Annotated in this window: 25 protein-coding genes; 11 read left to right on the top strand and 14 right to left on the bottom strand. The window is 63.0% G+C overall.

The features are described 5' to 3' along the window. Nucleotides 1-20: 20 nt before the first annotated feature. Entirely contained in the window at nucleotides 21-1,805 is a 1,785-nt protein-coding gene (locus LQ249_RS09060; protein WP_232566400.1) for an ABC transporter ATP-binding protein/permease, read from the bottom strand. 246 nt (nucleotides 1,806-2,051) lie between these two features. Here LQ249_RS09060 and LQ249_RS09055 point away from each other — a divergent pair, with 246 nt between their 5' ends. Further along, complete coding sequence (locus tag LQ249_RS09055) at nucleotides 2,052-2,225, top strand: PA1571 family protein (protein ID WP_017848767.1); 174 nt, start codon at nucleotides 2,052-2,054, stop codon at nucleotides 2,223-2,225. A gap of 57 nt (nucleotides 2,226-2,282) precedes the next feature. Here the strand turns inward: LQ249_RS09055 and pdxB are convergent, their stop codons facing one another. Then, on the bottom strand, nucleotides 2,283-3,425 hold the full coding sequence (pdxB, locus tag LQ249_RS09050; protein WP_017848766.1) for a 4-phosphoerythronate dehydrogenase PdxB: 1,143 nt from the start codon (nucleotides 3,423-3,425) through the stop codon (nucleotides 2,283-2,285). Nucleotides 3,426-3,605: 180 nt separating this feature from the next. Between pdxB and LQ249_RS09045 the strand changes: the two genes are divergently transcribed. Then, complete coding sequence (locus LQ249_RS09045) at nucleotides 3,606-5,000, top strand: MATE family efflux transporter (RefSeq protein ID WP_232566399.1); 1,395 nt, start codon at nucleotides 3,606-3,608, stop codon at nucleotides 4,998-5,000. Between the two features lie 116 nt (nucleotides 5,001-5,116). Here the strand turns inward: LQ249_RS09045 and tusA are convergent, their stop codons facing one another. Continuing rightward, nucleotides 5,117-5,368: a sulfurtransferase TusA gene (tusA, locus tag LQ249_RS09040; RefSeq protein ID WP_017848764.1), complete on the bottom strand. Its 252-nt coding sequence runs from the start codon at nucleotides 5,366-5,368 to the stop codon at nucleotides 5,117-5,119. A 27-nt stretch (nucleotides 5,369-5,395) separates the two neighbouring features. Then, on the bottom strand, nucleotides 5,396-6,472 hold the full coding sequence (gene rlmM, locus LQ249_RS09035) for a 23S rRNA (cytidine(2498)-2'-O)-methyltransferase RlmM (RefSeq protein ID WP_232566398.1): 1,077 nt from the start codon (nucleotides 6,470-6,472) through the stop codon (nucleotides 5,396-5,398). A gap of 195 nt (nucleotides 6,473-6,667) precedes the next feature. Between rlmM and acnA the strand changes: the two genes are divergently transcribed. Next, on the top strand, nucleotides 6,668-9,409 hold the full coding sequence (gene acnA, locus LQ249_RS09030) for an aconitate hydratase AcnA (protein WP_057004998.1): 2,742 nt from the start codon (nucleotides 6,668-6,670) through the stop codon (nucleotides 9,407-9,409). Between the two features lie 144 nt (nucleotides 9,410-9,553). Here the strand turns inward: acnA and LQ249_RS09025 are convergent, their stop codons facing one another. Together LQ249_RS09025 and cysK are read right to left on the bottom strand one after the other, a co-directional pair. Continuing rightward, nucleotides 9,554-10,492 carry an aspartyl/asparaginyl beta-hydroxylase domain-containing protein gene (locus tag LQ249_RS09025; RefSeq protein WP_017848761.1) on the bottom strand — a complete coding sequence of 313 codons (939 nt, stop codon included), beginning with the start codon at nucleotides 10,490-10,492 and terminating at the stop codon, nucleotides 9,554-9,556. A 186-nt stretch (nucleotides 10,493-10,678) separates the two neighbouring features. Continuing rightward, complete coding sequence (cysK, locus tag LQ249_RS09020; protein ID WP_017848760.1) at nucleotides 10,679-11,653, bottom strand: cysteine synthase A; 975 nt, start codon at nucleotides 11,651-11,653, stop codon at nucleotides 10,679-10,681. A 256-nt stretch (nucleotides 11,654-11,909) separates the two neighbouring features. Between cysK and LQ249_RS09015 the strand changes: the two genes are divergently transcribed. Next, nucleotides 11,910-12,755 (top strand): AAA family ATPase, encoded by an 846-nt coding sequence (locus LQ249_RS09015; protein WP_017848759.1) that lies wholly within the window; start codon nucleotides 11,910-11,912, stop codon nucleotides 12,753-12,755. A gap of 11 nt (nucleotides 12,756-12,766) precedes the next feature. Continuing rightward, the gene (locus LQ249_RS09010; RefSeq protein ID WP_232566397.1) at nucleotides 12,767-13,945 is read left to right on the top strand and encodes a vWA domain-containing protein; all 1,179 of its coding nucleotides are present in this window, start codon (nucleotides 12,767-12,769) and stop codon (nucleotides 13,943-13,945) included. 25 nt (nucleotides 13,946-13,970) lie between these two features. Here the strand turns inward: LQ249_RS09010 and LQ249_RS09005 are convergent, their stop codons facing one another. From LQ249_RS09005 to LQ249_RS08990, 4 genes are all read right to left on the bottom strand, one after another. Continuing rightward, entirely contained in the window at nucleotides 13,971-14,711 is a 741-nt protein-coding gene (locus LQ249_RS09005) for a 5-oxoprolinase subunit PxpA (protein ID WP_046384331.1), read from the bottom strand. 217 nt (nucleotides 14,712-14,928) lie between these two features. Then, on the bottom strand, nucleotides 14,929-15,471 hold the full coding sequence (locus LQ249_RS09000; protein ID WP_017848756.1) for a DUF2937 family protein: 543 nt from the start codon (nucleotides 15,469-15,471) through the stop codon (nucleotides 14,929-14,931). Nucleotides 15,472-15,482: 11 nt separating this feature from the next. Beyond that, entirely contained in the window at nucleotides 15,483-16,259 is a 777-nt protein-coding gene (locus LQ249_RS08995; protein ID WP_108524354.1) for a class II glutamine amidotransferase, read from the bottom strand. 30 nt (nucleotides 16,260-16,289) lie between these two features. Next, nucleotides 16,290-16,823, bottom strand: a complete 534-nt coding sequence (locus LQ249_RS08990) for a hypothetical protein (RefSeq protein WP_017848754.1) — start codon at nucleotides 16,821-16,823, stop codon at nucleotides 16,290-16,292. 21 nt (nucleotides 16,824-16,844) lie between these two features. Between LQ249_RS08990 and LQ249_RS08985 the strand changes: the two genes are divergently transcribed. Continuing rightward, complete coding sequence (locus tag LQ249_RS08985) at nucleotides 16,845-18,899, top strand: S9 family peptidase (RefSeq protein ID WP_017848753.1); 2,055 nt, start codon at nucleotides 16,845-16,847, stop codon at nucleotides 18,897-18,899. Between the two features lie 34 nt (nucleotides 18,900-18,933). On the opposite strand, the gene LQ249_RS08980 is transcribed toward LQ249_RS08985, so the two are convergent. After that, nucleotides 18,934-19,212, bottom strand: coding sequence for a hypothetical protein (locus LQ249_RS08980; protein WP_017848752.1), 279 nt, complete (start codon nucleotides 19,210-19,212; stop codon nucleotides 18,934-18,936). A gap of 78 nt (nucleotides 19,213-19,290) precedes the next feature. Between LQ249_RS08980 and LQ249_RS08975 the strand changes: the two genes are divergently transcribed. The 4 genes from LQ249_RS08975 (at nucleotide 19,291) to LQ249_RS08960 (ending at nucleotide 21,498) form a co-directional block, all read left to right on the top strand. After that, entirely contained in the window at nucleotides 19,291-19,977 is a 687-nt protein-coding gene (locus LQ249_RS08975) for a spermidine synthase (protein ID WP_017848751.1), read from the top strand. A 60-nt stretch (nucleotides 19,978-20,037) separates the two neighbouring features. Then, nucleotides 20,038-20,412: a YajD family HNH nuclease gene (locus LQ249_RS08970; protein WP_003210675.1), complete on the top strand. Its 375-nt coding sequence runs from the start codon at nucleotides 20,038-20,040 to the stop codon at nucleotides 20,410-20,412. A 199-nt stretch (nucleotides 20,413-20,611) separates the two neighbouring features. Beyond that, nucleotides 20,612-21,079, top strand: coding sequence for an RNA methyltransferase (locus LQ249_RS08965; protein ID WP_017848750.1), 468 nt, complete (start codon nucleotides 20,612-20,614; stop codon nucleotides 21,077-21,079). Between the two features lie 68 nt (nucleotides 21,080-21,147). Then, the gene (locus tag LQ249_RS08960; protein ID WP_017848749.1) at nucleotides 21,148-21,498 is read left to right on the top strand and encodes a YgaP family membrane protein; all 351 of its coding nucleotides are present in this window, start codon (nucleotides 21,148-21,150) and stop codon (nucleotides 21,496-21,498) included. A 65-nt stretch (nucleotides 21,499-21,563) separates the two neighbouring features. On the opposite strand, the gene LQ249_RS08955 is transcribed toward LQ249_RS08960, so the two are convergent. Together LQ249_RS08955 and LQ249_RS08950 are read right to left on the bottom strand one after the other, a co-directional pair. Beyond that, entirely contained in the window at nucleotides 21,564-22,784 is a 1,221-nt protein-coding gene (locus LQ249_RS08955) for a hypothetical protein (protein ID WP_108524353.1), read from the bottom strand. Between the two features lie 13 nt (nucleotides 22,785-22,797). Next, nucleotides 22,798-23,247, bottom strand: a complete 450-nt coding sequence (locus LQ249_RS08950) for a YcgN family cysteine cluster protein (RefSeq protein WP_017848747.1) — start codon at nucleotides 23,245-23,247, stop codon at nucleotides 22,798-22,800. Between the two features lie 153 nt (nucleotides 23,248-23,400). On the opposite strand from LQ249_RS08950, the gene LQ249_RS08945 reads away from it, so the two are divergent. Beyond that, complete coding sequence (locus LQ249_RS08945) at nucleotides 23,401-23,994, top strand: nitroreductase family protein (protein ID WP_232566396.1); 594 nt, start codon at nucleotides 23,401-23,403, stop codon at nucleotides 23,992-23,994. Nucleotides 23,995-24,045: 51 nt separating this feature from the next. On the opposite strand, the gene LQ249_RS08940 is transcribed toward LQ249_RS08945, so the two are convergent. Beyond that, complete coding sequence (locus tag LQ249_RS08940; protein WP_232566395.1) at nucleotides 24,046-24,978, bottom strand: D-2-hydroxyacid dehydrogenase; 933 nt, start codon at nucleotides 24,976-24,978, stop codon at nucleotides 24,046-24,048. Between the last annotated feature and the right edge of the window lie 84 nt (nucleotides 24,979-25,062).

The raw sequence follows: 25,062 nt of genomic DNA, 5'->3' as shown, positions 1-25,062 counted from the left end.
ATTTTTTATGCGCAGCGATTTCAGCGCGCAGCCTGTTCCTCCACGCCGTCACTGAACTGCAACGCCGCCAACCGCGCATACAGCGGGTTGCTCGCGATCAACTGCTGATGCGTGCCGATCGCCACCAGCTTGCCCTGGTCCATCACTGCGATCCGGTCCGCATGCTTCACCGTCGCCAGCCGATGCGCGATGACCAGCGTGGTGCGGCCCTGCATCAGTTGTGGCAGCGCCTGCTGGATCAGGTGTTCGCTCTGGGCGTCGAGGGCGCTGGTGGCTTCGTCCAGCAGCAGGATCGGCGCATCTACCAGCAACGCGCGGGCGATCGCCAGGCGTTGCCGTTGGCCGCCGGAGAGGCCCATGCCGCCGTCGCCGAGGTGGGTCTGGTAGCCATCGGGCATTTGCAGGATGAAGTCGTGGGCATGGGCAATCCGCGCCGCGGCTTCGACCTGCTCGCGAGTGGCGCTCGGGTTGCCGTAGCGGATGTTGTCTTCGACACTGCCAAAGAACAGCGCCGGGCTCTGGGACACCAGGGCAAAGTGGCGGCGCAGGTCCTGGGGGTCGAGTTCGGTGAGCGGCTGGCCTTCGAGCAGGATGCGGCCGTGCTGGGGATCATAGAAGCGCAGCAACAGGTCGAAAATCGTCGACTTGCCCGCGCCCGACGGCCCCACCAGCGCGAGGGTTTCGCCGGGGTTGATGGTCAGGTTCAAACCGTCGATGGCGTAAGTGTCCGGCCGCGACGGGTAGGAAAAGCGCAGGTCTTGCAGCTCCATGCGGCCGCTGACGCGTGGCGGTAATTGCACGCAGCCGGCGACGGGCGCCTGGATCTCGTTGTGCGACTGCAGCAACTCGCCGATCCGCTCTGCCGCCCCCGCGGCGCGCTGCAACTCGCCGAGCACTTCGCTCAAGGTGCCGACGGCGCTGCCGACGATCAGGCTGTAGAACACGAACGCGGCCAGTTCGCCGCCGGAAATGCGCCCGCTGATCACATCCATGCCGCCGACCCACAGCATCACCCCGACGGCGCCGAGCACCAGCATGATCACCAGGGTAATCAGCCAGGCGCGCTGGGCGATGCGCTTACGTGCGGTGCTGAAAGCGTCCTCGACGGTCACGGCAAAGCGTTGTTCGTCCTGCGCCTGGTGGTTATAGGCCTGCACGGTCTTGATCTGGCCGAGCGTCTCGGACACGTAGCTGCCGACGTCGGCGATACGGTCCTGGCTCAAGCGCGACAGGCTGCGCACGCGGCGGCCGAAAATCAGGATCGGCGCCAGCACCAGCGGCAGCGCCACCACCACGATGCTGGTGAGCTTGGGGTTGGTGACAAACAGCAGCACGATGCCGCCGATGACCATCAACGCATTGCGCAGGAACAGCGACAGCGAGGAGCCGATCACCGATTGCAACAATGTGGTGTCGGTGGTCAACCGCGACTGGATTTCCGAGCTGCGGTTGTTTTCATAGAAGCCAGGATGCAGGTAGATCAGGTGGTTGAACACCTGCCGACGAATGTCCGCCACCACCCGCTCGCCGATCCACGACACCAGGTAAAACCGCGCAAACGTGCCGACGGCCAGGCCCAGTACCAGGATCATGAACAGGCCGATGGATTGGTTGAGCAAGTGCGGCGACTGGGTCATGAAGCCCTGGTCCACCAACAGGCGAATGCCCTGGCCCATGGACAAGGTGATGCCGGCGGTGACGATCAGCGCCACCAGCGCGCCGAGCGCCTGCCAGCGATAGGGCGCAATGAAGCGGCTGGCCAGGCGAATTGCACGGCGTTGTCGGACTGAGAACATGGGGGGCATCACCTGATGAGGGGGAGATCGGAACCTACAGACAACATTGGGGGAACTTGGGTAAATAACAATGAGTCGGGTTAATTATGCCCGCCCACTCTGCCCCCTAGAGGTTATCGGTCTAACACCCGGCTGGAAATTTGTAACGGTTTCTGGTGGACTGAGTATTCGAAGCGATGATCTTGCAAGGAGTTGTAACAGCTCGGTCACGCGGGGGGGTTAAAGTTGGTACACAACCTGATGAGGAGACAGGCCATGACCTTGCAAAACAGCAGCGATGCCAAGATTGAAGTAATCCGCCAACCGCAATACCTGCCTTGCTCCGTCATCGACGCCCAAGGCCGCGAAGTGCAGATTACCGAAGACATGATCCAGCAAGCGTGCCGCGAGCTGGAACAGCGACTGGTCAAGCCTGCCCAGCAAGGCTGAAGCGCCCACGCTCTTTCAGAACCGGCCTTGATGGCCGGTTTTTTTGTGACCTCGTTCCTACAGCAGCTCAGCGCCCAATGCCTCGACGATGCCGGACAACAGCGCCGATTGCCCATGGATACGCACCTTCAAGCCATCGATCTCACGGCGCTCCGGATAGTGCTTGCGCAGCAGATCGAACGCCTTGCGTTGCTCGTCCACCGTTCCCACGAGGCTGCGACGGAAATCCGCATCGTCGCGACGCGGGTCGTACACGCTGCGGCATAACGTCGCCAGCGCCCAGGCCGGATCGGTAGACGCATTCAAGTGGACCTCGGCCAGCCACGGCGGCGGCAGCAAATCACTCAGTTCAATCGCCGGCGCCTGGCCCAGATGCGCGCAGAACGCCTGGTAGATCTGCGCCGTGCCGCGCTGCTTGCCGTCCAGGCTGTAACCGGCGATGTGCGGGGTGGCCAGCACGCAGAGGTCGGCCAGGTCGACATCCACTTCGGGCTCGCCTTCCCACACATCCAGCACCGCTTGCAGGTCTTCACGCGAAAGCAGCACGTCGCGCAGGGCGGCGTTGTCCACCACCGGGCCACGGCTGGCGTTGATCAGCCAGGCACCAGGCTTGAGGCGATTGAGGCGCTCGCGGTCGAACAAGTGCCAGGTGGAGCCGTTGCCGGACTTGGTCAACGGCGTGTGCAGGCTGATCACGTCGCATTGCTCGATGATCTGCTCCAGGCTGACGTAGTCACCGTCTTCGGCGATCTGCCGCGGCGGGTCGCAGACCAGCACGTTCCAGCCCAGGCCCTTGAGCACCTTGACCAAACGCCCGCCCACTTCACCGGCGCCGACGACACCGTAAGTCCGCTGGTTGAGGTCGGCGCCCTCGATCTCGGCCAGGGTCTGCAAGCTGCCCAGCACGTAGTCCACCACGCCACGGGCATTGCAGCCGGGCGCGCTGGACCATTGAATGCCGGCACGCTGGAAATAGTCGAGGTCCAAATGATCGGTGCCGATGGTGCAGGTGCCGACAAAGCGCACCTTGGAACCTTCGAGCAAGGCCCGGTTGACGTTGGTCACCGAGCGCACCAGCAGCACATCGGCCTGCTCGACGGTGGCGCGGTCAATGGAACGGCCGGGCACCCGGCGTATTTCGCCAAATCCTTGGAAGAAAGCATCGAGCAGCGGAATATTTTCGTCGGCAACAATCAGCATGGCAGGCTCCTTTGGCGGAACAGCAGTGTACAGGGATGCGATCGGTGTTCCACCGCAGATCGAAGGTGGACGCTGCGGCGCCTGGAAGATCGCTTACAAATCGCTAACACAGGTTTTTTCCTGACCGCTGCGTCAACGCGTAGAATCCGCCGTCCTGCGCTCTTCTTTGGACATCTGCACGTGAACACCGCCACCGCCCCCCTCACCCGTCCCGCCCGCATCAGCCGGGAAGTGCGCGGCCTGCTGACACTCGCCGTGCCGATCATGATCGGCCAACTGGCAACCACCGCGATGAGCTTCGTCGATGCGGTGATGGCCGGGCGCGTCAGCCCGCAGGACCTGGCGGCGGTGGGCCTGGGCAATTCGATCTGGATTCCGGTGTACCTGCTGATGACCGGCACCTTGCTGGCCACCACGCCGAAAGTCGCCCAGCGCTATGGCGCCGGTCACTACAGCGAGATCGGGCCGCTGGTGCGCCAATCCCTGTGGTTGGCGGTGGTGGTCGGCATCACCGCGTCACTGCTGCTGCTCAGCGCCGAACCGATCCTGCACGCGATGAAGGTTGAACCCGACCTGATCAAACCCTCCATGGGCTACCTGCACGGTATCGCCGCAGGCATGCCGGCCGTTGCCCTGTATTACGTGTTGCGTTGTTTCAGCGACGGCCTGGGCCGCACACGCCCGAGCATGGTCCTGGGCCTGTGCGGGTTGGCGCTGAATATCCCGCTGAACTACATCTTCATCTATGGCCATTTCGGCGTGCCGGCCATGGGCGGCGTGGGCTGCGGCTGGGCCACGGGCATTGCGATGTGGGTGATGATGCTCGGCCTGGCGGGCTGGACGCGCTGGGGGCCGGCATACCAGAGCAGCGAACTGTTCAAGCGTTTCGATTGGCCGCAATGGGCGGTGATCAAGCGCGTATTGGGCATCGGCCTGCCGATCGGCATCGCGATCTTTGCCGAATCGAGCATCTTCGCGGTGATCGCCCTGCTGATCGGCAGCCTGGGGGCCACGGTGGTCTCCGGCCATCAGATCGCCCTGAACGTCAGTTCCCTGGTGTTCATGATCCCCTACTCCCTGAGCACGGCCGTCACCGTGCGCGTCGGCCAGGCCCTCGGCCGTGGCCTGCCGCGTGAAGCGCGCTTCGCTGCCGGGGTCGGCATGGGCACGGCGCTGGCGTATGCCTGCCTGTCCTGCAGCCTGATGCTGGTGTTTCGCGAGCAGATCGCGGCGATCTACACCCCGGACCCGGTGGTGATCCACCTGGCGTCGACGCTGATCGTGTTTTCCGCGTTGTTCCAGTTTTCCGACTCGATCCAGGTCACCGCCGCCGGTGCCTTGCGCGGCTATCAGGACACCCGCGTGACCATGGTGCTGACCCTGTTTGCCTACTGGGGCGTGGGGTTGCCGGTGGGTTACGCCCTGGGGCTGACCGACTGGCTGGGCGCGGCGAGCGGCCCCAGCGGTTTGTGGCAGGGGCTGATCGTGGGCCTGAGCTGCGCGGCGGGGATGTTGCTGGTGCGCCTGGCGCGCAGCGCACGCCGACGCATTCGCCGGGACAAGGCGCGGGGTTAAGCAGCACACACCCGCGCTTGCTCGCGAAGGTCGCCAGCGATAACGCAGCTTGCCTGGTTTGACGTGGCGCTCTCGGGGTTTTCGCGAGCAAGCTCGCTCCTACAGGAATCGGGGGCTTAGTCGAGCTTCTTGCGAATCCAGTACAGGTACGTACCGGCTTGTTCCTGCTGAGCCACCAGTTCGTGGTCGAGGAACACGCAGAACTTGGGAATGTCGCGGCGGGTCGACGGGTCGGTCGCGATCACCTTGAGCAAGCCGCCAGGCGGCAGGTCACGGATGTGCTGGTGCAGCATCATCACCGGCTCCGGGCAGTTCAGCCCGGTGGCGTCGAGGGTGCCGTCGACGGCAGTGTCGGTCATATCGCTCATTGATTACTCCTACGGCAGGCGCTCAGTTTAACGGGCCTTGGTTTTCTTCACATCCACCAGCCGACGCAAGTGGCAGGTCACTTCCTCACGGTCGTGGTACAGCTGCTTACAGCCGATTTCCACACGAATACCGCGCGCCTTGAAGCCGTCTTCGATGCGCTCGAGCAAACGCTTGACCTCGGCGTAACGCTGCTTCATCGGCAGTTTCAGGTTGACCACCGCTTCACGGCAATAGCCTTCGCCGATCCAGGTTTCCAGCAAGGCGGCGTTGCGAGCCGGTTTTTCGACGATGTCGCACACCATCCAGTCCACCGACTGCTTGGGCACGAAGGTGAAACCGTCGGCCATCAAGTGTTGCACCAGGCCGGTGTCCATCAGGCTTTCGGCCATGGGGCCGTTGTCGATGGCGGTCACCAGCATGCCCCGGTTGACCAGTTGCCAGGTCCAGCCGCCCGGAGCCGCGCCCAGGTCGACGCCGGTCATGTCGCCGTGCAGGCGCTCGTCCCACTGGTCGCGGGGGATGAAGTGGTGCCAGGCCTCTTCCAGCTTCAGGGTCGAGCGGCTGGGCGCATCGCGGGGGAATTTCAGGCGCGGGATGCCCATCGGCCACATCGCCGAGTTATTCGACTCGGCCAGGCCCATGAACACTTCGCGGCCGCTCTTGAAGGTCAGCAGCAGGCGCGGCTTGCTCGGGTCGTCCACCAGCTTGCCGGCGTTCAGCAGGGCTTTGCGCAGGTGGACTTCGAATTTCTTGCAGAAGTTCGACAGCTCCTTGCCGTCGTTGGTGTCGACCATCTCCAGCCACAGGCTGCCGCACACCGGGAATTCGCGCAGGTGCGCGAGGATCACGCTGATGCGGTCGGTTTCCGGCAGGTCGATGAACACCCCGCGCGCCCACTGCCGCGGGAAGATCAGCTCGGCAAAACGCTGGCCGTGCATCAGGCGCTGGGCGCCGTCTTCCTCGGTGCAGACAAATTCGGCGCAGGCGCTGCCGGTCTTGGCCTTGGCGTAGCCGGAAACGTTCAGGCGCGCGGCGTGTTCCGCGATCTCGGAACAGACCTCGCCTTCAAAACCCGGGCGGCAGTGCATAAAAAGGGTGTTCATCGACTCTCCTGGCGACCCAACGGACTTGCGCTATCGCAATGTCTGTCATGAAAACGCGCGCATGATAACTGACTTCGGAACCTTGGATCTGTCCATAGAGTCCAGTAATTAGCCAGCTACTGAAAACAGGGCTAGTTTGATAGTTCTGTTCGTCCCGTCAGGTCCGTAGCCGTGCGGACCATAAGGAGTCATGTAATGTCATCCCTTGATAGCCTGAGAACCCTTAAAACCCTGCAAATCGACGACAAAACTTATCACTATTTCAGCTTGCCCGAAGCCGCCAAGCGCCTGGGTGACCTGGATAAGCTGCCGATGTCCCTCAAGGTGCTGCTGGAAAACCTGCTGCGCTGGGAAGACAACAAAACTGTCACCGGCGCCGACCTCAAGGCCATCGCCGCCTGGCTCAAAGAGCGCCAGTCCGACCGCGAGATCCAGTACCGCCCAGCCCGCGTGCTGATGCAAGACTTTACCGGGGTGCCCGCCGTGGTCGACCTGGCCGCCATGCGCGCCGCCGTGGCCAAGGCCGGTGGCGACCCGCAGCGCATCAACCCGCTGTCGCCGGTGGACCTGGTGATCGACCACTCGGTGATGGTCGACAAGTTCGGCACCACCGCCGCGTTCGGGCAAAACGTCGACATCGAAATGCAGCGCAACGGCGAACGCTACGCCTTCCTGCGCTGGGGCCAGAGCGCCTTCGACAACTTCAGCGTGGTGCCGCCGGGCACCGGCATCTGTCACCAGGTCAACCTCGAATACCTCGGCCGCACCGTGTGGACCAAGGACGAAGACGGCCGCACCTACGCCTTCCCCGACACCCTGGTCGGCACCGATTCCCACACCACCATGATCAACGGCCTCGGCGTGCTCGGCTGGGGCGTGGGCGGGATCGAAGCGGAAGCGGCGATGCTCGGCCAGCCGGTGTCGATGCTGATTCCGGAAGTGATCGGCTTCAAGCTCACCGGCAAATTGAAAGAGGGCATCACCGCCACCGACCTGGTGCTGACCGTCACCCAGATGCTGCGCAAGAAAGGTGTGGTCGGCAAATTCGTCGAGTTCTACGGCGACGGCCTGGCCGACCTGCCCCTGGCTGACCGCGCCACCATCGCCAACATGGCCCCGGAATACGGCGCCACCTGCGGCTTTTTCCCGGTGGATGAGGTGACCTTGGACTACCTGCGCCTGTCCGGTCGCCCGGCGCAGACCGTCAAACTGGTCGAGGCCTACACCAAGGCCCAAGGCCTGTGGCGCAACGCCGGCCAGGAGCCGGTGTTCACCGACAGCCTGGCCCTGGACATGGGCAGCGTCGAAGCCAGCCTCGCCGGACCGAAGCGCCCGCAGGACCGCGTGTCGCTGCCGAATGTCGGCCAGGCGTTCAGTGACTTCCTCGACCTGCAATTCAAACCGACCAACAAGGAAGAAGGCCGCCTGGAAAGCGAAGGCGGCGGCGGTGTGGCCGTGGGCAATGCCGATCTGGTGGGCGAAACCGACTACGAGTACGACGGCCAGACCTATCGCCTGAAAAATGGCGCCGTGGTGATCGCCGCGATCACCTCCTGCACCAACACCTCCAACCCCAGCGTGATGATGGCCGCCGGGCTGGTGGCGAAAAAGGCCGTGGAAAAAGGCCTGACCCGCAAACCCTGGGTAAAAACCTCCCTGGCCCCCGGCTCCAAAGTGGTCACCGACTACTACAAGGCGGCCGGCCTCACCCAATACCTGGACAAGCTCGGTTTTGACCTGGTGGGTTATGGCTGCACCACCTGCATCGGCAACTCCGGCCCGTTGCCCGAGCCGATTGAAAAAGCCATCCAGAAAGCCGACCTGGCCGTGGCGTCAGTGCTGTCCGGCAACCGCAACTTCGAAGGCCGCGTCCACCCGCTGGTGAAAACCAACTGGCTGGCCTCGCCGCCGCTGGTGGTGGCGTATGCGTTGGCCGGTACGGTACGTATCGATATCAGCCGCGAACCGTTGGGCAACGATCAACACGGCAATCCGGTCTACCTCAAGGACATCTGGCCAAGCAGCCAGGAGATTGCCGACGCGGTCGCCCAGGTCAGCACCGGCATGTTCCACAAGGAATACGCCGAGGTGTTCGCCGGCGACGCACAGTGGCAAGCCATCGAAGTGCCGCAGGCCGCGACCTACGTATGGCAGAAGGATTCCACCTACATCCAGCATCCGCCGTTCTTCGACGACATCGCCGGGCCGCTGCCAGTGATCAAGGACATCCACGGCGCCAACGTCCTGGCCCTGCTGGGCGATTCGGTGACCACCGACCACATCTCCCCCGCTGGCAACATCAAGGCCGACAGCCCCGCCGGCCATTACCTGCGCGAACAAGGCGTGGAACCGCGCGACTTCAACTCCTACGGCTCACGCCGCGGCAACCATGAAGTGATGATGCGCGGCACCTTCGCCAATATCCGTATCCGCAATGAAATGCTCGGCGGCGAGGAAGGCGGCAACACGCTGTATGTGCCCACCGGCGAGAAAATGCCGATCTACGACGCCGCCATGAAGTACCAGGCCGCCGGCACACCGCTGGTGGTGGTCGCCGGCCAGGAATACGGCACCGGCTCGAGCCGCGACTGGGCGGCCAAGGGTACTAATCTGCTAGGGGTCAAGGCAGTGATCGCCGAGAGCTTCGAGCGCATTCACCGTTCCAACCTGGTGGGCATGGGCGTGCTGCCGTTGCAGTTCAAGCTGGACCAGAACCGCAAGGCGCTCAAGCTCACCGGCAAGGAGAAGATCGACATCCTGGGCCTCAGCGACGCGCAGCTCGTGCCGCGCATGAACCTGACCCTGGTGATTACCCGCGAGGATGGCAGCAGCGAGAAGATCGACGTGCTGTGCCGGATCGACACCCTCAATGAAGTGGAATACTTCAAAGCGGGCGGCATCCTGCACTATGTGCTGCGCCAGTTGATCGCGTCATAAGGCGATCTCAAAAGCAATGGAGGTCCAATGTGGGAGGGGGCTTGCCCCCGATAGCGGTGGATCAGTCGATACATCTGATGACTGACACACCGCTATCGGGGGCAAGCCCCCTCCCACAGTTTTGACCGCATTTAAAACTTCAAGTCAGCCGAAGAGCCACTTCCACAGCAGTACCAAGACGACAACCGCCAGCACCGGCCGCGCAATGCGGTAGGCCTTGGGATGCTTGCGCTTCCACTGCTTGACCACGCTGCTGATCTTGTCGCTGAACGACTTGCTCCAGGCATAAGCCTGGTTGATGCCGCCGACGCGTTCGTCGTCCAGGTTCTGCGGCGCGGTGGCGCGGCCCAGTTGCGCGCTGACCCAGCGGTTGATGCGGGTCATCAGCGGATTGCTCAGCGGGCGCTCGATGTCACAGAACAGGATCACGCGGGTCTTTTCCGTCTCGTTCTTCACCCAGTGTACGTAGGTCTCGTCGAACATCACGTCTTCACCGTCGCGCCAGGCGTATTCCTGGCCGTCGACGAAAATGCGGCAGTCGTCGGAGTTCGGCGTGGACAGGCCCAGGTGATAACGCAGGGAACCGGCAAACGGGTCGCGGTGCGGGTTGAGGTGACTGCCGCCCGGCAACAGCGCGAACATCGCGCCCTTGACGTTGGGGATGCTGCTGACCAAGGCCACGGTTTTCGGGCACAGGGCCTCGGCCGAGGGCAGCGGTTTGTCGTACCACTTAAGGTAGAAACGCTTCCAGCCCTTCTTGAAGAACGAGCCGAAGCCGGCGTCATTATTCTTTTCGGCGGCGCGGATGTAACCCTCGTCGAACAGGTGCATGGCCTCTTCGCGGATCACTTCCCAGTTGTCCTTGAGCACGTCCAGTTCCGGGAACTTGCTGCGGTCCAGGTACGGCTTGGACGGCACGGCCGAGAACAGGTACATCAAGGCGTTATACGGGGCAAACAGCGCCGAGTGGTTGACGAACTGGCGCAACATCGGCAAACGGGCCTTGCCGCGCAGGTGTACGTACAGCGTGCTGCCGATAAACACCAGCAACACCGACAGTTTGGCGGCCAAAGAAAAGGTCATGCAGCAACTCCTGGAAATAAGCGCCTGGCCAACAACCTCCCGTCGAGGGGAAACCAGGCGTAGCAGCCGGCCATGATAAACACTCCGGACCTCGGGAAAAACCCGCGCAGTCCAACAATCAGCGTTTAAAACGGCGCGAGGGTAGGCCAATTATGCATAAGGCCCCCGCTCTCACGCTGATTTGCATCAAGCCTGGTTTTCTTGATCGGTAAACAAATCACTGAACAGCATGCTCGACAGGTAGCGCTCGCCGGAGTCCGGCAGGATCACCACGATGGTCTTGCCCTGCATCTCCGGCTTCTCGGCCAGGCGCACGGCGACCGCCATCGCCGCGCCGCAGGAGATCCCGCACAGAATCCCCTCTTCCCGCATCAGGCGCAGGGCCATGGCCTTGGATTCGTCGTCGCTCACCAGTTCCACGCGGTCGACCATCGACAGGTCGAGGTTCTTCGGCACGAACCCGGCGCCGATGCCCTGGATCTTGTGCGGACTCGGCTTGATCTCTTCACCGGCCAGCGCCTGGGTGATCACCGGCGAGACGATCGGCTCGACGGCCACCGACAGAATCGGCTTGCCCGCAGTGTTCTTGATATAGCGCGACACCCCGGTAATGGTGCCGCCGGTGCCCACGCCCGCCACCAACACGTCGACGGCGCCGTCGGTGTCGTTCCAGATTTCCGGACCGGTGGTTTTTTCGTGGATCGCCGGGTTGGCCGGGTTTTCGAACTGCGCTGGCATGTAGTAGGTGGCCGGGTCGCTGGCGAGGATTTCCGCGGCTTTGTCGATTGCGCCCTTCATGCCCTTGGCCGGCTCGGTCAACACCAGCTCGGCGCCCAGGGCCTTGAGCACTTTGCGGCGCTCGATGCTCATCGACGCAGGCATGGTCAGCACCAGTTTGTAGCCACGGGCCGCGGCGACGAACGCCAGGCCGATACCGGTGTTGCCCGAGGTCGGTTCGACAATGGTCATGCCCGGCTTGAGTTTGCCGGTGCTTTCCGCGTCCCAGATCATGTTCGCGCCAATGCGACACTTCACCGAATAACCCGGGTTACGCCCTTCGATCTTGGCCAGGATGGTCACGCCACGCGGTGCGATGCGGTTGATCTGAACCAGAGGCGTGTTACCGATGGAGTGCGCGTTGTCTGCAAAAATGCGGCTCATGACGGGTCCTTGAGGCGGCTTGAAGAAAGCCCCAAGGGTATGCCTCGTCTTCCAAAGCGTCCAGTCAGAGGAACGTCGGAGACATCGCAATAGTCAATCTCCTACAAGCCAGCAGAACGGCCCCGGGAACGACCACGCCTTCGATCGACTGAGCGCACGCGTGACTGGTCATTCAGAGACTGAATAACCCGTCTGCGTTCACAGTCGCCGGGGCCGCACGGTATAGTCGGGCATTGATGAATTCGAGGAATGACCGATGAAGTTCGAAGGCACCCAGGCCTACGTTGCCACCGATGACCTGAAACTGGCCGTCAACGCGGCCATCACCCTGGAGCGGCCGCTGCTGGTCAAGGGCGAGCCGGGCACCGGCAAGACCATGCTCGCCGAGCAGTTGGCCGAATCCTTCGGCGCCAAGCTGATCACCTGGCACATCAAGTCCACCACCAAGGCCCACCAGGGCCTGTACGAGTACGATGCGGTCAGCCGCCTGCGCGACTCGCAGCTGGGCGTGGACAAGGTGCATGACGTGCGCAACTACCTGAAGAAGGGCAAGCTCTGGGAAGCCTTCGAGGCCGAGGAACGGGTGATCCTGCTGATCGACGAAATCGACAAGGCCGACATCGAATTCCCCAACGACCTGCTGCAAGAACTCGACAAGATGGAGTTCTACGTCTACGAAATCGACGAGACCATCAAGGCCAAGAAACGCCCGATCATCATCATTACCTCCAACAATGAAAAAGAACTGCCGGATGCGTTCCTGCGCCGCTGCTTCTTCCATTACATCGCCTTCCCCGACCGCGCCACCCTGCAGAAGATCGTCGATGTGCATTACCCCGACATCAAGAAAGACCTGGTCAGCGAAGCGCTGGACGTGTTCTTCGACGTGCGCAAAGTGCCGGGCCTGAAGAAAAAGCCCTCCACCTCCGAACTGGTCGACTGGCTCAAGCTGCTGATGGCCGACAATATCGGCGAAGCGGTACTGCGCGAACGCGACCCGACCAAGGCCATCCCGCCCCTGGCCGGTGCGCTGGTGAAGAACGAGCAGGACGTGCAATTGCTCGAACGCCTGGCGTTCATGAGCCGTCGCGGTAACCGATAAGGGCGCCTGCCATGTTGCTCAACCTGTTCAATGAAATGCGTGCAGCCAAGGTGCCGGTGTCGGTGCGCGAGCTGCTCGACTTGATCAACGCCCTGAAACAGCGGGTGATCTTCGCCGACATGGACGAGTTCTACTACTTGGCCCGGGCGATCCTGGTCAAGGACGAACGCCATTTCGACAAGTTCGACCGCGCCTTCAGCGCCTATTTCAACGGCCTGGAAAAGCTCGACGACCACCTGCAGGCGCTGATCCCCGAAGACTGGCTGCGCAAGGAGTTCGAACGCTCGCTGAGCGACGAAGAACGCGCGCAGATCCAGTCCCTCGGCGGCCTGGACAAGTTGATCGAAGCGTTCAAGAAACGCCTGGAAGAACAGAAAGAGCGTCACGCCGGCGGCAACAAGTGGATCGGCACCGGCGGCACCAGCCCGTTCGGCTCCGGCGGCTACAACCCGGAAGGCATCCGCGTCGGCGATGCGGGCAAGCGCCAGGGCAAGGCGGTGAAAGTCTGGGACCAGCGCGAGTACAAGAACCTCGACGATCAGGTGGAACTGGGCACGCGCAACATCAAGATCGCCCTGCGCCGCCTGCGCAAGTTCGCGCGCCAGGGTGCGGCGGAAGAGCTGGACATCGACGGCACCATCGACCACACCGCCCGCGATGCCGGCTTGCTGAATATCCAGATGCGCCCGGAACGGCGCAACACCATCAAGCTGCTGTTGCTGTTCGACATCGGCGGCTCGATGGACGCCCATGTGAAGATCTGCGAAGAGCTGTTCTCCGCGTGCAAGACCGAGTTCAAGCACCTGGAGTACTTCTACTTCCACAACTTCGTGTACGAGTCGGTGTGGAAGAACAACCAGCGCCGCACGTCGGAGCGCACCTGCACCCAAGACTTGCTGCACAAATATGGCGCCGATTACAAAGTGATCTTTATCGGCGATGCCTCGATGGCGCCGTATGAAATCACCCAGGCCGGCGGCAGCGTCGAGCATTGGAACGAGGAGCCGGGGTATGTGTGGATGCAGCGCTTCATGGCCAAGTACAAGAAGCTGATCTGGATAAACCCGTATCCGAAGGACACCTGGGGCTATACGGCGTCGACCGGGATCGTGCGGGAGTTGGTCGAAGACCAGATGTATCCGCTGACCTTGCGCGGGCTGGAAGAAGGCATGCGGTTCCTTTCCAAGTAACCCGATATCTCCCATAGGCGTGGCGTCACTGGCACTTCAACGCCTCGCGAATGCGCTGCACGGAGGCCACCGAACTGGCGTTATCGCCATGCACACACAAGGTATTGGCCCGCAGGACCAAGGGGCTGCCATCGCTGGCGGTCAAGGGTTCGCCACGGGAAATGGTCAGGGATTGCTGGATGATGGCTTCGGTATCGTGGTGTACCGCGCCGGGCAATTGGCGGGAAACCAGGTGCCCCTTGTTGTCGTAGGCGCGGTCGGCGAACGCCTCGAACCACAGGATCACACCGTATTCGTCGCCCAGCGCCTGGGCCGCGCGGTTGTCGCGAGTGGCCAGCAGCATCAGCGGCAGTTCGCCGTAAGCGGCAACGGCCTGGATCACCGCACGCAACTGCGCGGGGTTGGCCATCATGTCGTTGTACATCGCGCCATGGGGTTTGACGTAGCTGACCCGTCCGCCCTGGGCGCGGCAAATGCCGTCGAGCGCGCCGATCTGGTAGTGCAACAGGTCTTGGATTTCTTCGGGCGTGTAGGCCATGGAACGGCGGCCGAAACCTTGCAGGTCCTGATACGCCGGGTGCGCCCCGACCAGCACGCCATGCTTGAGCGCCAGGCCGACGGTCTTGCGCATGACGCTCGGGTCGCCGGCATGGAAGCCGCAGGCCACGTTGGCGCAATCAATGAACGGCATGACCTCAGCGTCCAGACCCAGGTTCCAGTTGCCATAGCTTTCGCCGATGTCGCAATTCAATAGCAGACGGCTCACGCTGAGTGCTCCTGTAGGCTTTGTTTTTTTGTAGTGTGGGATCTTTTACACAAGACTCGCAACTTATCCCACCGTCCCAGCGACACTTATCGTGAAACGGCGCGATTTTTGGCGTGTGTCCGGGACGGTGTCCACCCCATAAAGGTCGACCCTATGAAGTTGAAGGAACGCGATTAAAACGGTGGGAGCAAGCCCCCTCCCACCATTACAGGCCTTTCTACAGCCCTTTCAAATCACGCTCTTCGATCGGCCGGCTCTGGCGCAGGCGCTTGCCGCCCAGCACCACCCAGTCGATCAAGCGGAACAGGCACTCCAGGCCGAACGACAACAACATCGCCCCGCCCAGGCCCCAGCCCATGGCTTCGGGGGTCAGCAGGATCTGGTAGCTGTAGCCGTTCCAGGTTTCCAGGCGGATCGCCGGGTCGGCCGCGACCGCTACCTGCAATGCGCGAATGTACCAGGGGCCTTGCATGGCCTGGAATTGCTTGTCCAGCGCCAACTGACGATCCAACAACGTGCCGAGGCTGTTGGCATCGCTGCGAAACACCGGGTCGTCGCTGGCGCGGTAGTGGGCGACCAGGGCCTGCAAGTCGCCGTTGAAGAACTGTTGCGCGGTGGATTCAAAGCCGCGCAGGCCGGTCTGGGCCTCGATCAGGTGGGCTTCGACGCGCTTGGCGTAGTCATTGATGAACCCCGGCACTTGCACACCGACCAACAAGCCAATGGCAAACAACACCAACCGCAGATAGCTGAGCAACATAGTCGACTTCCTTACTCGGTAATGCCCTGGCTGACGCATTCACCGCGCCGCCACAGGCTCCACTGGCCCGGTTCGTAGCGGGTCCAGTTTTCGTTGTCGGTCAGGGGTTCGGTGGCGATCACCGTTACCACATCGTTGGGCGTGGTTTCGGCCTGGAAATCGACGATCACGTCGACATCTTTCAAGCGTGCCGGGCCGAACGGAGCGCGCCGGGTGATCTGGGCCAATTTGGTCGTGCAGTAGCAGAACAACCAATCGCCGTCGCTGAGCAGGCAGTTGAACACGCCTTTGCTGCGGTATTCGGTGCAGGCGGCGATCAGGTCCGGCAGCATCTGTTCGATCTCCACCGGCTCCGGGAACGCCTCGCGGACGCGGTTGAGCAGGTCGCAGAACGCCGCTTCGCTGTCGGTGTCGCCCACCGGGCGGTAAAACGTGGCGCGCGGTTTGAAGTCGGCCAATTGGCCGTTGTGCGCAAAGCACCAGTTACGCCCCCACAGCTCGCGCACGAACGGGTGGGTATTGGACAGGCACACCTTGCCCACGTTGGCCTGGCGGATATGGCCAATCACCACTTCACTTTTGATGGGATAACGCTGCACCAGCCGCGCGACTTCCGATTCGCTGCTCGCGGCCGGGTCCTGGAACAGGCGCAGGCCACGGCCTTCATAGAACGCGATGCCCCAACCGTCGCGGTGGGGGCCGGTACGCCCACCGCGCTGCATCAGCCCGGTAAAGCTGAACACGATATCGGTGGGGACGTTGGCACTCATGCCCAATAATTCACACATGCCAGGGCTCTCGCTGCAGGGCAGACAACGTTAAAGGCGCGGTTCGACCCGCATACCGCCCACAGGCGCCGGGCGACGGAACGGCTCGTCATCGTCTTCGGGCTCGGCGGCCAAGGCGGCATCAGCGGCGGCCTTGCGCTCACGGCGGGCATTGGCGGCGCGCTCGATGGGCCAGCGGATCAACACAAACACGAGGTACACGCCAAAGGCGATCATCGTGTACATGAACAAGTCGGAGACGGCCCGCCAGGCGTTATTGCCGACCTTGAGCACCAGGTCCAGCGCAGTAATCGCCACGGCCGGCGCGAACTGGGTCTTGACCGGGTCGACGATGGTCGGGCTCAACAGCAGCACGGCCATCAGCAATTGCAGTGGCTCGCGCAACCAGCGCCAGATCCAGCGGGTCATGCGCCACCACACCAACAGGCAGCCCAAAGCGGCGAAGGCGTAAAGGCCCCAAGCGGTCAGATAATCGTTCTCGGTCATGGTGTCCATGGCAAGGTAGGCAAACAGGCCGCTATGATAACGGCTTTTGCGTGTCGCGGCTGCAATGCCTGCCACCATCCGCCAGACAGAGAGTGATCCATGCCGCCATCGACCCCCATCACTGCCGCCCCGATTGCCCGCAAGGCCCCAGGCCAGGACCCTTACGCCTGGCTGCAAGTGCGTGACAGCGCAGAAGTGATGGATTACCTGAAAGCCGAAAACGCCTGGCAGGAAGCCCAACTCGCCGGGCAACAGGCGCTGCGTGAAACCCTGTTCGAAGAGATCAAGGGCCGTATCCTCGAAACCGACCTGTCGCTGCCCTCCCCCTGGGGCCCGTACCTGTATTACACGCGCACCACCGCCGGCGACGAATACGCCCGCCACTACCGCTGCCGCCGCCCGGCCGACGACAGCAACCAGGTGGATGACAGCAGCGAGGAGCTGTTGCTCGACCCCAACGTGCTGGCCAACGGCGGCTTTTTCTCCCTCGGTGCGTTCAGCATCAGCCCCGACCATCAGCGCCTGGCCTACAGCCTCGATACCAATGGCGAAGAGATCTACACCCTGTACGTGAAGGAATTGGCCACCGACAAAGTCAGCGAACTGGCGTTCGATAACTGCGACGGCAGCATGACCTGGGCCAATGACAGCCTGACCCTGTTTTTCGGCGAACTGGACGATACCCATCGTCCGCACAAACTCTACCGCTATCGCCTGGACGGCACCGCCGCGCAGGAAGTGTTCCACGAGACCGACGGGCGTTTCTTCCTGCACTGCTACCGTTCCAGCTCCGAGCGCCAGTTGCTGGTGGCCCTGGGCAGCAAGACCACCAGTGAAATCTGGGCGCTGGACGCCGACCAGCCGCACCTGGACTTCACCTGCCTGGCGCCACGGGTCGAAGACCACGAGTACGACGTCGACCACGGCCAGCTCGACGGCGCGTGGACCTGGTTCATCCGCAGCAACCGCGACGGCATCAACTACGCCCTGTTCGTCGCCGCCGACACCGGCCGCGTGCCGACCCAGGCCGACTGGAAAAACCTGATCCCCCACAGCGATGAGGTGATGCTCGACGGCGTGAGCCTGAATGCCGGCGCCATGACCTTGAGCCTGCGCATCGGCGGCCTGCCGGTCATCGAAGTGCATCCCCAGGGTCTAGCGACCTATCGTGTGGAATTGCCTGACGCTGCCTACAGCCTCTACGTACAAAACAGCCTGGAATTCCCCAGCGACAAGATCCGCCTGCGCTACGAAGCCCTGAACCGTCCGGCCCAGGTGCGCCAGCTGGAACTGGCCAGCGGCGCGCAACAGGTGCTCAAGGAAACCCCGGTACTCGGCGTCTTCAACGCCGACGATTACGTCAGCCAGCGTTTGTGGGCAACCTCCGCCGATGGTACCCAGGTGCCGATCAGCCTGGTGGTCAAGCGCGACCAGCTCGGCAAGCCGACGCCGCTGTACCTCTACGGTTATGGCGCCTACGGCCAGAGCCTCGATCCGTGGTTCTCCCACGCGCGCCTGAGCCTGCTGGACCGTGGCGTCGCGTTTGCCATTGCGCATGTGCGCGGCGGCGGCGAGCTGGGCGAAGCCTGGTATCGCAATGGCAAACAAGAACACAAGCAGAACACGTTCAACGACTTTATCGCCTGCGCCGAACACCTGATCGCACAGGGTTTGACCTGCGCCAAACAGCTGGTGATCAGCGGCGGCAGTGCCGGTGGCCTGTTGATCGGCGCGGTGCTCAACCAGCGTCCGGAGCTGTTCCAGGCGGCGATTGCCGAAGTGCCGTTCGTCGACGTGCTCAACACCATGCTCGACCCGGACCTGCCGCTGACCGTCACCGAGTACGACGAGTGGGGCAACCCGCAGGAGCCCGAGGTCTATGCGCGCATCAAGGCGTATGCGCCGTATGAGAACGTGCGCGCCCAGGCCTACCCGGCCCTGCTGGTGATCGCCGGCTACAACGACAGCCGCGTGCAGTACTGGGAAGCGGCCAAGTGGGTGGCCAAGCTGCGCGACACCAAGACGGACGACAACCTGCTGCTGCTCAAGACCGAACTGGGGGCCGGCCATGGCGGCATGAGCGGGCGTTACCAGGGATTACGTGACGTAGCGCTCGAATATGCATTTGTGTTCAAGGCGCTGGGGCTGGTTTAGCGGTCCTGGCTGAACGCCGGAGCGCTCGACGCGGTTAACCGCCGGGCGTCTTCGGCTTGCTGTCGTTCGGCGGCACGCCGGGGACCGTCTGGTCCTTCGGTGGCGCAGGTAACACGATAGGCACCAGCGGCGGCGAGCCGTTCGTCTTGGGCACCGCCGGCGGGGTGACTTGCGGATACAGCGTCGGGGTGGGGGTGCCCGGCGCGCCTGGGGTTGGCGCCGGCGCAACCGGTACGGTTTGCAACTCCTGAGCCTGCGCCACACCCAATGTGAGCGCGCCCAACACAATGACCGTTAGAATGCTGCACTTCATCGATGGCTCCATGGCCTGACCGGAATGTCGTAAGGCTACTCCCAACCGCGCAAGAATGCCCTTCCCAATGAGATCTCCATGAAACGTTTCGTTCTGCTGGACACCACCCCGATCCCCGACAACGGCGGTGCCTTGTGCCTGTTCGAATACGGCGAGGACTTTGTCATCAAGATCCAGGGCGGCGACGGCGGCCAGTTGATGAACACGCGCATGCACGGCTCCGAAGACGCGCTGGCAGAAATCCCTTGTCGCAAAGTCGCCGGCCGCCCCGGTTCGCGGGTATTGATCGGCGGGCTGGGCATGGGTTTCACCCTCGCGTCGGCCCTCAAGCACCTGGGCAAGACCGCCGAAGTGGTGGTGGCAGAACTGGTGCCCGGTGTCGTGGAATGGAACCGTGGCCCTTTGGGCGAAAAGGCCGGGCGCCCGCTGCTTGACCCGCGCACCGTGGTCCGCATGGAAGACGTGGCCAAGGTGCTGCAAGCCGAGCCCCAGGGCTTTGATGCGATCATGCTCGACGTGGACAACGGCCCCGAAGGCCTTACGCAAAAAGCCAACAGTTGGCTCTACTCCGCCGGTGGCCTGGCCGCCTGCGCCAAGGCCCTGCGCCCCAAGGGCGTACTTGCGGTGTGGTCGGCCAGCGCCGACAAGCTGTTCAGCGACAAGCTGCGCAAGGCCGGTTTCAAGGCCGAGGAAGTGCAAGTGTTCGCCCATGGCAACAAGGGCACGCGGCACACCATCTGGATTGCGGAAAAGCTCAAGGGCTAATTGCGCCGCGATTGGCTAGAATCAACCCTATCCGTGACCCACCCGAAGACAGGAGCCATGATGAGCTCGACCAACCCGCCCTCCCACACCGCCAAGCTCGACCGCATCCTCGCCGATGCCCAGCGCGACCGGGAAATGGGCTACCGCGACAAAGCCCTGAAAATGTACCCCCACGTGTGCGGCCGCTGCGCCCGTGAGTTCGCCGGCAAGCGCCTGAGCGAACTGACCGTACACCACCGCAACCACAACCATGACGACAATCCCCAGGATGGGTCCAACTGGGAGTTGCTGTGCCTGTACTGCCACGACAACGAGCACTCGCGCTACACCGACCAGCAGTACTTCGGCGAAGGCTCCACCAGCAGCCCGACGATCGCCAAGGCCACGCACAACCCGTTCGCGGCGTTGGCAGGGTTGATGAAGAAAGACGACTGAAGTTGCGCGCGGGCTGCCCCGCCCTCTTCGCGGGCAAGCCCGCTCCTACCTTTGACCGCATTCCAGAGCATGGACACGGACCAATGTGGGAGCGGGCTTGCTCGCGAAGGCAGCAGCGCCAGCGACGCAGCGCTCGATAGCGACCACAGCCCGACCAATCCCCGTATAATCGCCGCTTTTCTCCAAGGCACCCTTCCCCGTGGGCAATAAACGCTACAGCTGCATCGGTCTGTATAACCCCAAATCCCCCGAAAACGTCGGTTCGGTGATGCGCGCCGCCGGTTGCTACGGCGTGGCCTCGGTGTTCTACACCGGCAAACGCTACGAGCGCGCCCGGGATTTCATCACCGACACCAAGAAGGTCCACCACGACATTCCGCTGATCGGCATCGATGACCTGAGAAAAATCCTGCCGCTGGGCTGCATCCCGGTCGCCGTCGAACTGGTGGACGGCGCCCGCCCGCTGCCCGAATACACCCACCCCGACCGCGCGCTGTACATCTTCGGCCCCGAGGACGGCTCCCTCGACAAAGAGATTCGCGACTGGTGTGAAGACGTGGTGTACATCCCGACCACCGGCTGCATGAACCTCGCCGCCACCGTCAACGTGGTGCTCTACGACCGCCTGGCCAAGGGCAATAACACCCGCTCTGGGCCCAAATACTGAGTTGCCGGGAACATCCGGCGCCTGCACACAGTCAGTTGCGTATCACTAGCCCTTGTTGGAGACCGATCATGAGCGACAGCAAAACCCTGCGACCTGTCATTGAATCCACCCCACGCCAGGCCCGCCCCACGCAGAACGTACACGGCTGGGAGCGCATCGGCTCGGTGGCCGGCGGCGTGATCATGGTCGGCAAAGGCCTGCGCCGTGGCGGGATTTTCGGGCTGCTCCAGGTGGCGATTGGCGGCGTGGCGCTGACGCGTGGGTTTACCGGGCACAGTTCGCTCAAGGACAAGCTGGAACAAGGTCGCCAGGAAATGAACAGCCTGCGCACGAAAATCGAGCGGGCCGGTGACGAGTTGAAGAACCTGAAGACCAAGGCGCAAACGGGGGCCGAAAAGGCCACAAAAACCACCGGCTGAGCCAAGTCTTCTGTCTGTTGCTGATCCAGATGTGGGAGGCGGCTTGCTCCCACCTTTATTCTGGGTCAGCGCAACAGCTTGGAGTCCAACACCACCGACGACTCGCCGATGATGCTCTGAGCCAGTCGCACAAACTCTGGGGTGCTGACGCTGTTCGCCCGCATCACCACTTGCGCAAGATCATCCAGCGAGCGCTTGTTGTGGGTTTTCACGCGGATCTCGCGATCCAGCTCCTGCATCACCACCACTGCCCGCGCCACGGTTGCGCCGCTGACGTGCTCGCCACGCAGGCTGGTGACGTCCTTGCCTTCGCGGGTCAACCGCGCCTGTATCGCCGCATAGCGCTCATCGGTGATCCCGCCGCCGCGGCGCAGCAACTCGATCGCGTAATACTCCGCCAGGCCTTCGCTGATCCAGTCGCTGGCATCATGGTCACTGAAGCGGCCGATGGCATGCACCACTTCGCGGATCAACGGGCTGCTGCCGTTTTCACTGACCAGCGGCGTGCGGCTGTTGAGGTAGACCGAGTCGCGCGCCGAGAAGGCGCCACGGCGCATCGGGTCGCTGGCGCCGACAATCAATAGCTTGGCGGGGTGACGCGGGAACGCGGCTTCCACCTGCGGCCAGACGAAAGTCAGCAACGTCAGCACATCCATACGGCGCATGGCCTGGCCCTTGGGCGAGGCCACGGTGACGTCGGTTTCGCCCAGGCGCACACGGCGGCTGCCGAGGTTACCGGCGAGCATCCAGCCGGTGGGGCGGTCGAACAGGCGCGAGACGTTGTTGATCCGGAAGGTGTGCTTGCCGATACGCGGCCAGGCGGTTTCGACGCTTTTCCAGCCCGTCGGCAGCTCGAACACCAGGCGCGAGACCAGCTCGACGCCGTCCTGCTGGTCGAGGTGCGCGGTCGGCACCAGGTCTTCCCCGCGAAACAGCGCCCAATCCGGCGTCATGCGCGTTTCATAGATACCCGGCTTGCGCGCATGGCTGAGGCGTACACGGTAGGTCAGGCTGGCCTTGTCGGCGCTGGGTTGCCAAAGGCCGCGATGGCCACTGACTTTCCATTGGCCATCGGCCTTGAAATCGCTGTAGTCACCGTCGCGCCCCAGCTCGAAATCCAGGCTGCGCACCGCCGAACCCTGGGACAGGCTCACGCGCACCTCAGCCTGATCGCTCTGGGGCAGCAGTTTGACGTGATAGTCCAGGTCGACTTTCTTCGCGCACCACGCCGGTGTGCTCAGCGCCAGCAACACCAGGCTTGCCGCCAGCCGGGTCAGCCCCTTCATACTCGCTCCTTGTTCAGCCAGCGCGGAAAATCAGGTAATCCTCCCAGTCTTCTTCGGGCACGCTGCCTTCGCGGAGCATGCGGCCGGACTGGGAAATGCGTTCGTGATGCACGGCGTCACGGTCGCCGCAGACCAGGTGATGCCACAGCGGCAAGTCCTTGCGCTCGCTGACCAGGCGGTAACCGCAGGTGGGCGGCAACCACTTGAACTGGTCGGCCTGGCCCGGGGTGAGCTGGATGCAGTCGGGCACCGACGCGCGGCGGTTGGGGTAATCGGTGCACTGGCAGGTTTTCAGGTCGAGCAGTTTGCAGGCGATGCGCGTGTAATAGACGCTGTTGTCGTCTTCATCCTCGAGCTTTTGCAGGCAGCACAGGCCACAGCCGTCGCACAACGACTCCCACTCCTCCTGATCGAGGTGTTCAAGGGTTTTGCGTATCCAGAAAGGTTCGACTTTGGCGGCCATGGCTCTACATCGGTATCGGTGGGTGAAAAGGCCGCCAGTCTAGTGCCCAAGGCCACTGGGGCCAAGCGCTTACGACTGGCGGTGTTGCAAGACTTGTCAGTCTAGTGGGAGCGCAGTAGCTTTGAGCGCCGAATTGACGATCAGGAACTGCCCATGAGCACCAACCCCCGCGCTGCCGATTACCCGATAAACCCCCAGTTCACTGACCGCTGGTCGCCCCGCGCCTTTACCGGCGAGAGCATCCCGCAGGAAACCCTGCTGAGTTTTTTCGAAGCCGCGCGCTGGGCGCCATCAGCCTACAACTCGCAGCCCTGGCGTTTTCTCTATGCGCGCCGTGACACGCCGGACTGGGAGCGTTTCCTCGGCCTGTTGAACGAATTCAACCGCAACTGGGCGCAGCATGCGTCGGCCCTGGTGATCATCGCCTCGAAAACCGACTTCATCGCCCCCGGCGCCAGCGAAGAAACCCCGGCGCTGTGGCACACCTTCGACACCGGTTCGGCCTGGGGCTACCTCGCGCTGCAGGCCAGCCTCAGCGGCTGGCACAGCCATGGCATGGCCGGCTTCGATCAGGCGCTGACGCGCAAGGAGCTGAAGATTCCCGAGGGTTATGCGCTGCATGCGGCGGTCGCGATTGGCAAGCTGGGCGACAAGTCGAGCTTGCCCGAGTACCTGCAAGGCCGTGAGACCCCAAGCCCGCGCAAGCCGTTGAGCGAGCTGGTTTCGCAAGGCGATTTCAGTCTCTAGGACTGACGTGGGAGCTGGCTCGCCAGCCCCCACCTGTGGTTCGACGCGGTGTCAGTAGCCGCGCTCGAAATCCACTTCACCGCGCAACACTTGTTTGGCCTGGTAGGCGCGCACGTTTTCCAGAAACAGTTGCACCATCATCGACGGCGAGGTCGGCGCCGAGCTGTGCCCGGTCAGCAGCAAGCCCCAGGCGGTCCAGAACGGGTGGCGCTGCGGCAACGGTTCCTGGCGGCACACGTCGATCACCGCGCCAGCCAGGTGCCCTTCTTTCAACGCTTCGACCAGATCCGCATCAACCACCGCAACGCCGCGGCCGACGTTGATAAACAACCCGCTCGGCTTGAATTGCTTGAACAGCGCCGCGTCGTACAGGTCGTGGGTGTTCGGCGTGTTGGGCAACAGGTTGATCACGTAGTCCGCTTCGCCCACCAGCCGGCCGAGTTGATCGAGCGCAGCCACTTCGACAAACGGCGCCTGCTCGCGCGCCTGGCTGGCGATGCCGTACAGCTTGACGCCAAACGGCACGAGGAACTGCGCCACGCGCTGGCCGATATCACCGCAGCCGACGATCAGCACCGTGCGCCCCGCCAGGCTCTGGCCCATGCGGTTGTCCCACTTGCGCTCGACCTGGCTGACCAGGCGCGCCAAGACTTCGCGTTCATGGCCGAGCATGTAGGTGAGGATAAATTCCGCCATGACCTGGCCAAAAATCCCCACCGCACGGGTCAAGCGATAGTCGCGGGGCAGGCCGTCGGCCAGCAGCGGCGTGATGCCGGCCCAGGTCGATTGCAGCCACTGCGGCTGGTGCCCCTGGCGCAACAGGGTGGCGAGCAGGTCCGGCTGGCCGAGCCACACCGGGCAATCGGCAGCCAGGCGCGAGAGTTCGGCCGAGTCGCCGCTGGTCAACACCTCGAGGTCCGGGGCCGCTTCGCTCAGCAACTGGGCGTAGAGCGGGTGATCCTGTTCAGCAATCAGAACACGCATGGTTCAAACCTTTCAAAAACAATGCGGACGGCCGCCCGCATCCTTACGGCCACCATCCATTAATACGATTCCATGGAAAAGAAT

Source organism: Pseudomonas sp. 7-41, assembly GCF_021233075.1.
Lineage (GTDB): Bacteria > Pseudomonadota > Gammaproteobacteria > Pseudomonadales > Pseudomonadaceae > Aquipseudomonas > Aquipseudomonas veronii.
Note: the sequence above shows the minus strand (reverse complement) of the source record. Positions and strands in the feature narration are given on the sequence as shown.

Excerpts from the sequence above, each read along its gene's own strand:
- LQ249_RS09060 (WP_232566400.1), bottom strand. The coding sequence starts at position 1,805 with ATGCCCCCCATGTTCTCAGTCCGACAACGCCGTGCAATTCGCCTGGCC.
- LQ249_RS09055 (WP_017848767.1), top strand. The coding sequence starts at position 2,052 with ATGACCTTGCAAAACAGCAGCGATGCCAAGATTGAAGTAATCCGCCAA.
- pdxB (WP_017848766.1), bottom strand. The coding sequence starts at position 3,425 with ATGCTGATTGTTGCCGACGAAAATATTCCGCTGCTCGATGCTTTCTTC.
- tusA (WP_017848764.1), bottom strand. The coding sequence starts at position 5,368 with ATGAGCGATATGACCGACACTGCCGTCGACGGCACCCTCGACGCCACC.
- rlmM (WP_232566398.1), bottom strand. The coding sequence starts at position 6,472 with ATGAACACCCTTTTTATGCACTGCCGCCCGGGTTTTGAAGGCGAGGTC.
- acnA (WP_057004998.1), top strand. The coding sequence starts at position 6,668 with ATGTCATCCCTTGATAGCCTGAGAACCCTTAAAACCCTGCAAATCGAC.
- LQ249_RS09025 (WP_017848761.1), bottom strand. The coding sequence starts at position 10,492 with ATGACCTTTTCTTTGGCCGCCAAACTGTCGGTGTTGCTGGTGTTTATC.
- cysK (WP_017848760.1), bottom strand. The coding sequence starts at position 11,653 with ATGAGCCGCATTTTTGCAGACAACGCGCACTCCATCGGTAACACGCCT.
- LQ249_RS09015 (WP_017848759.1), top strand. The coding sequence starts at position 11,910 with ATGAAGTTCGAAGGCACCCAGGCCTACGTTGCCACCGATGACCTGAAA.
- LQ249_RS09010 (WP_232566397.1), top strand. The coding sequence starts at position 12,767 with ATGTTGCTCAACCTGTTCAATGAAATGCGTGCAGCCAAGGTGCCGGTG.
- LQ249_RS09000 (WP_017848756.1), bottom strand. The coding sequence starts at position 15,471 with ATGTTGCTCAGCTATCTGCGGTTGGTGTTGTTTGCCATTGGCTTGTTG.
- LQ249_RS08995 (WP_108524354.1), bottom strand. The coding sequence starts at position 16,259 with ATGTGTGAATTATTGGGCATGAGTGCCAACGTCCCCACCGATATCGTG.
- LQ249_RS08990 (WP_017848754.1), bottom strand. The coding sequence starts at position 16,823 with ATGGTGGCAGGCATTGCAGCCGCGACACGCAAAAGCCGTTATCATAGC.
- LQ249_RS08985 (WP_017848753.1), top strand. The coding sequence starts at position 16,845 with ATGCCGCCATCGACCCCCATCACTGCCGCCCCGATTGCCCGCAAGGCC.
- LQ249_RS08980 (WP_017848752.1), bottom strand. The coding sequence starts at position 19,212 with ATGAAGTGCAGCATTCTAACGGTCATTGTGTTGGGCGCGCTCACATTG.
- LQ249_RS08975 (WP_017848751.1), top strand. The coding sequence starts at position 19,291 with ATGAAACGTTTCGTTCTGCTGGACACCACCCCGATCCCCGACAACGGC.
- LQ249_RS08970 (WP_003210675.1), top strand. The coding sequence starts at position 20,038 with ATGAGCTCGACCAACCCGCCCTCCCACACCGCCAAGCTCGACCGCATC.
- LQ249_RS08960 (WP_017848749.1), top strand. The coding sequence starts at position 21,148 with ATGAGCGACAGCAAAACCCTGCGACCTGTCATTGAATCCACCCCACGC.
- LQ249_RS08955 (WP_108524353.1), bottom strand. The coding sequence starts at position 22,784 with ATGAAGGGGCTGACCCGGCTGGCGGCAAGCCTGGTGTTGCTGGCGCTG.
- LQ249_RS08950 (WP_017848747.1), bottom strand. The coding sequence starts at position 23,247 with ATGGCCGCCAAAGTCGAACCTTTCTGGATACGCAAAACCCTTGAACAC.
- LQ249_RS08945 (WP_232566396.1), top strand. The coding sequence starts at position 23,401 with ATGAGCACCAACCCCCGCGCTGCCGATTACCCGATAAACCCCCAGTTC.
- LQ249_RS08940 (WP_232566395.1), bottom strand. The coding sequence starts at position 24,978 with ATGCGTGTTCTGATTGCTGAACAGGATCACCCGCTCTACGCCCAGTTG.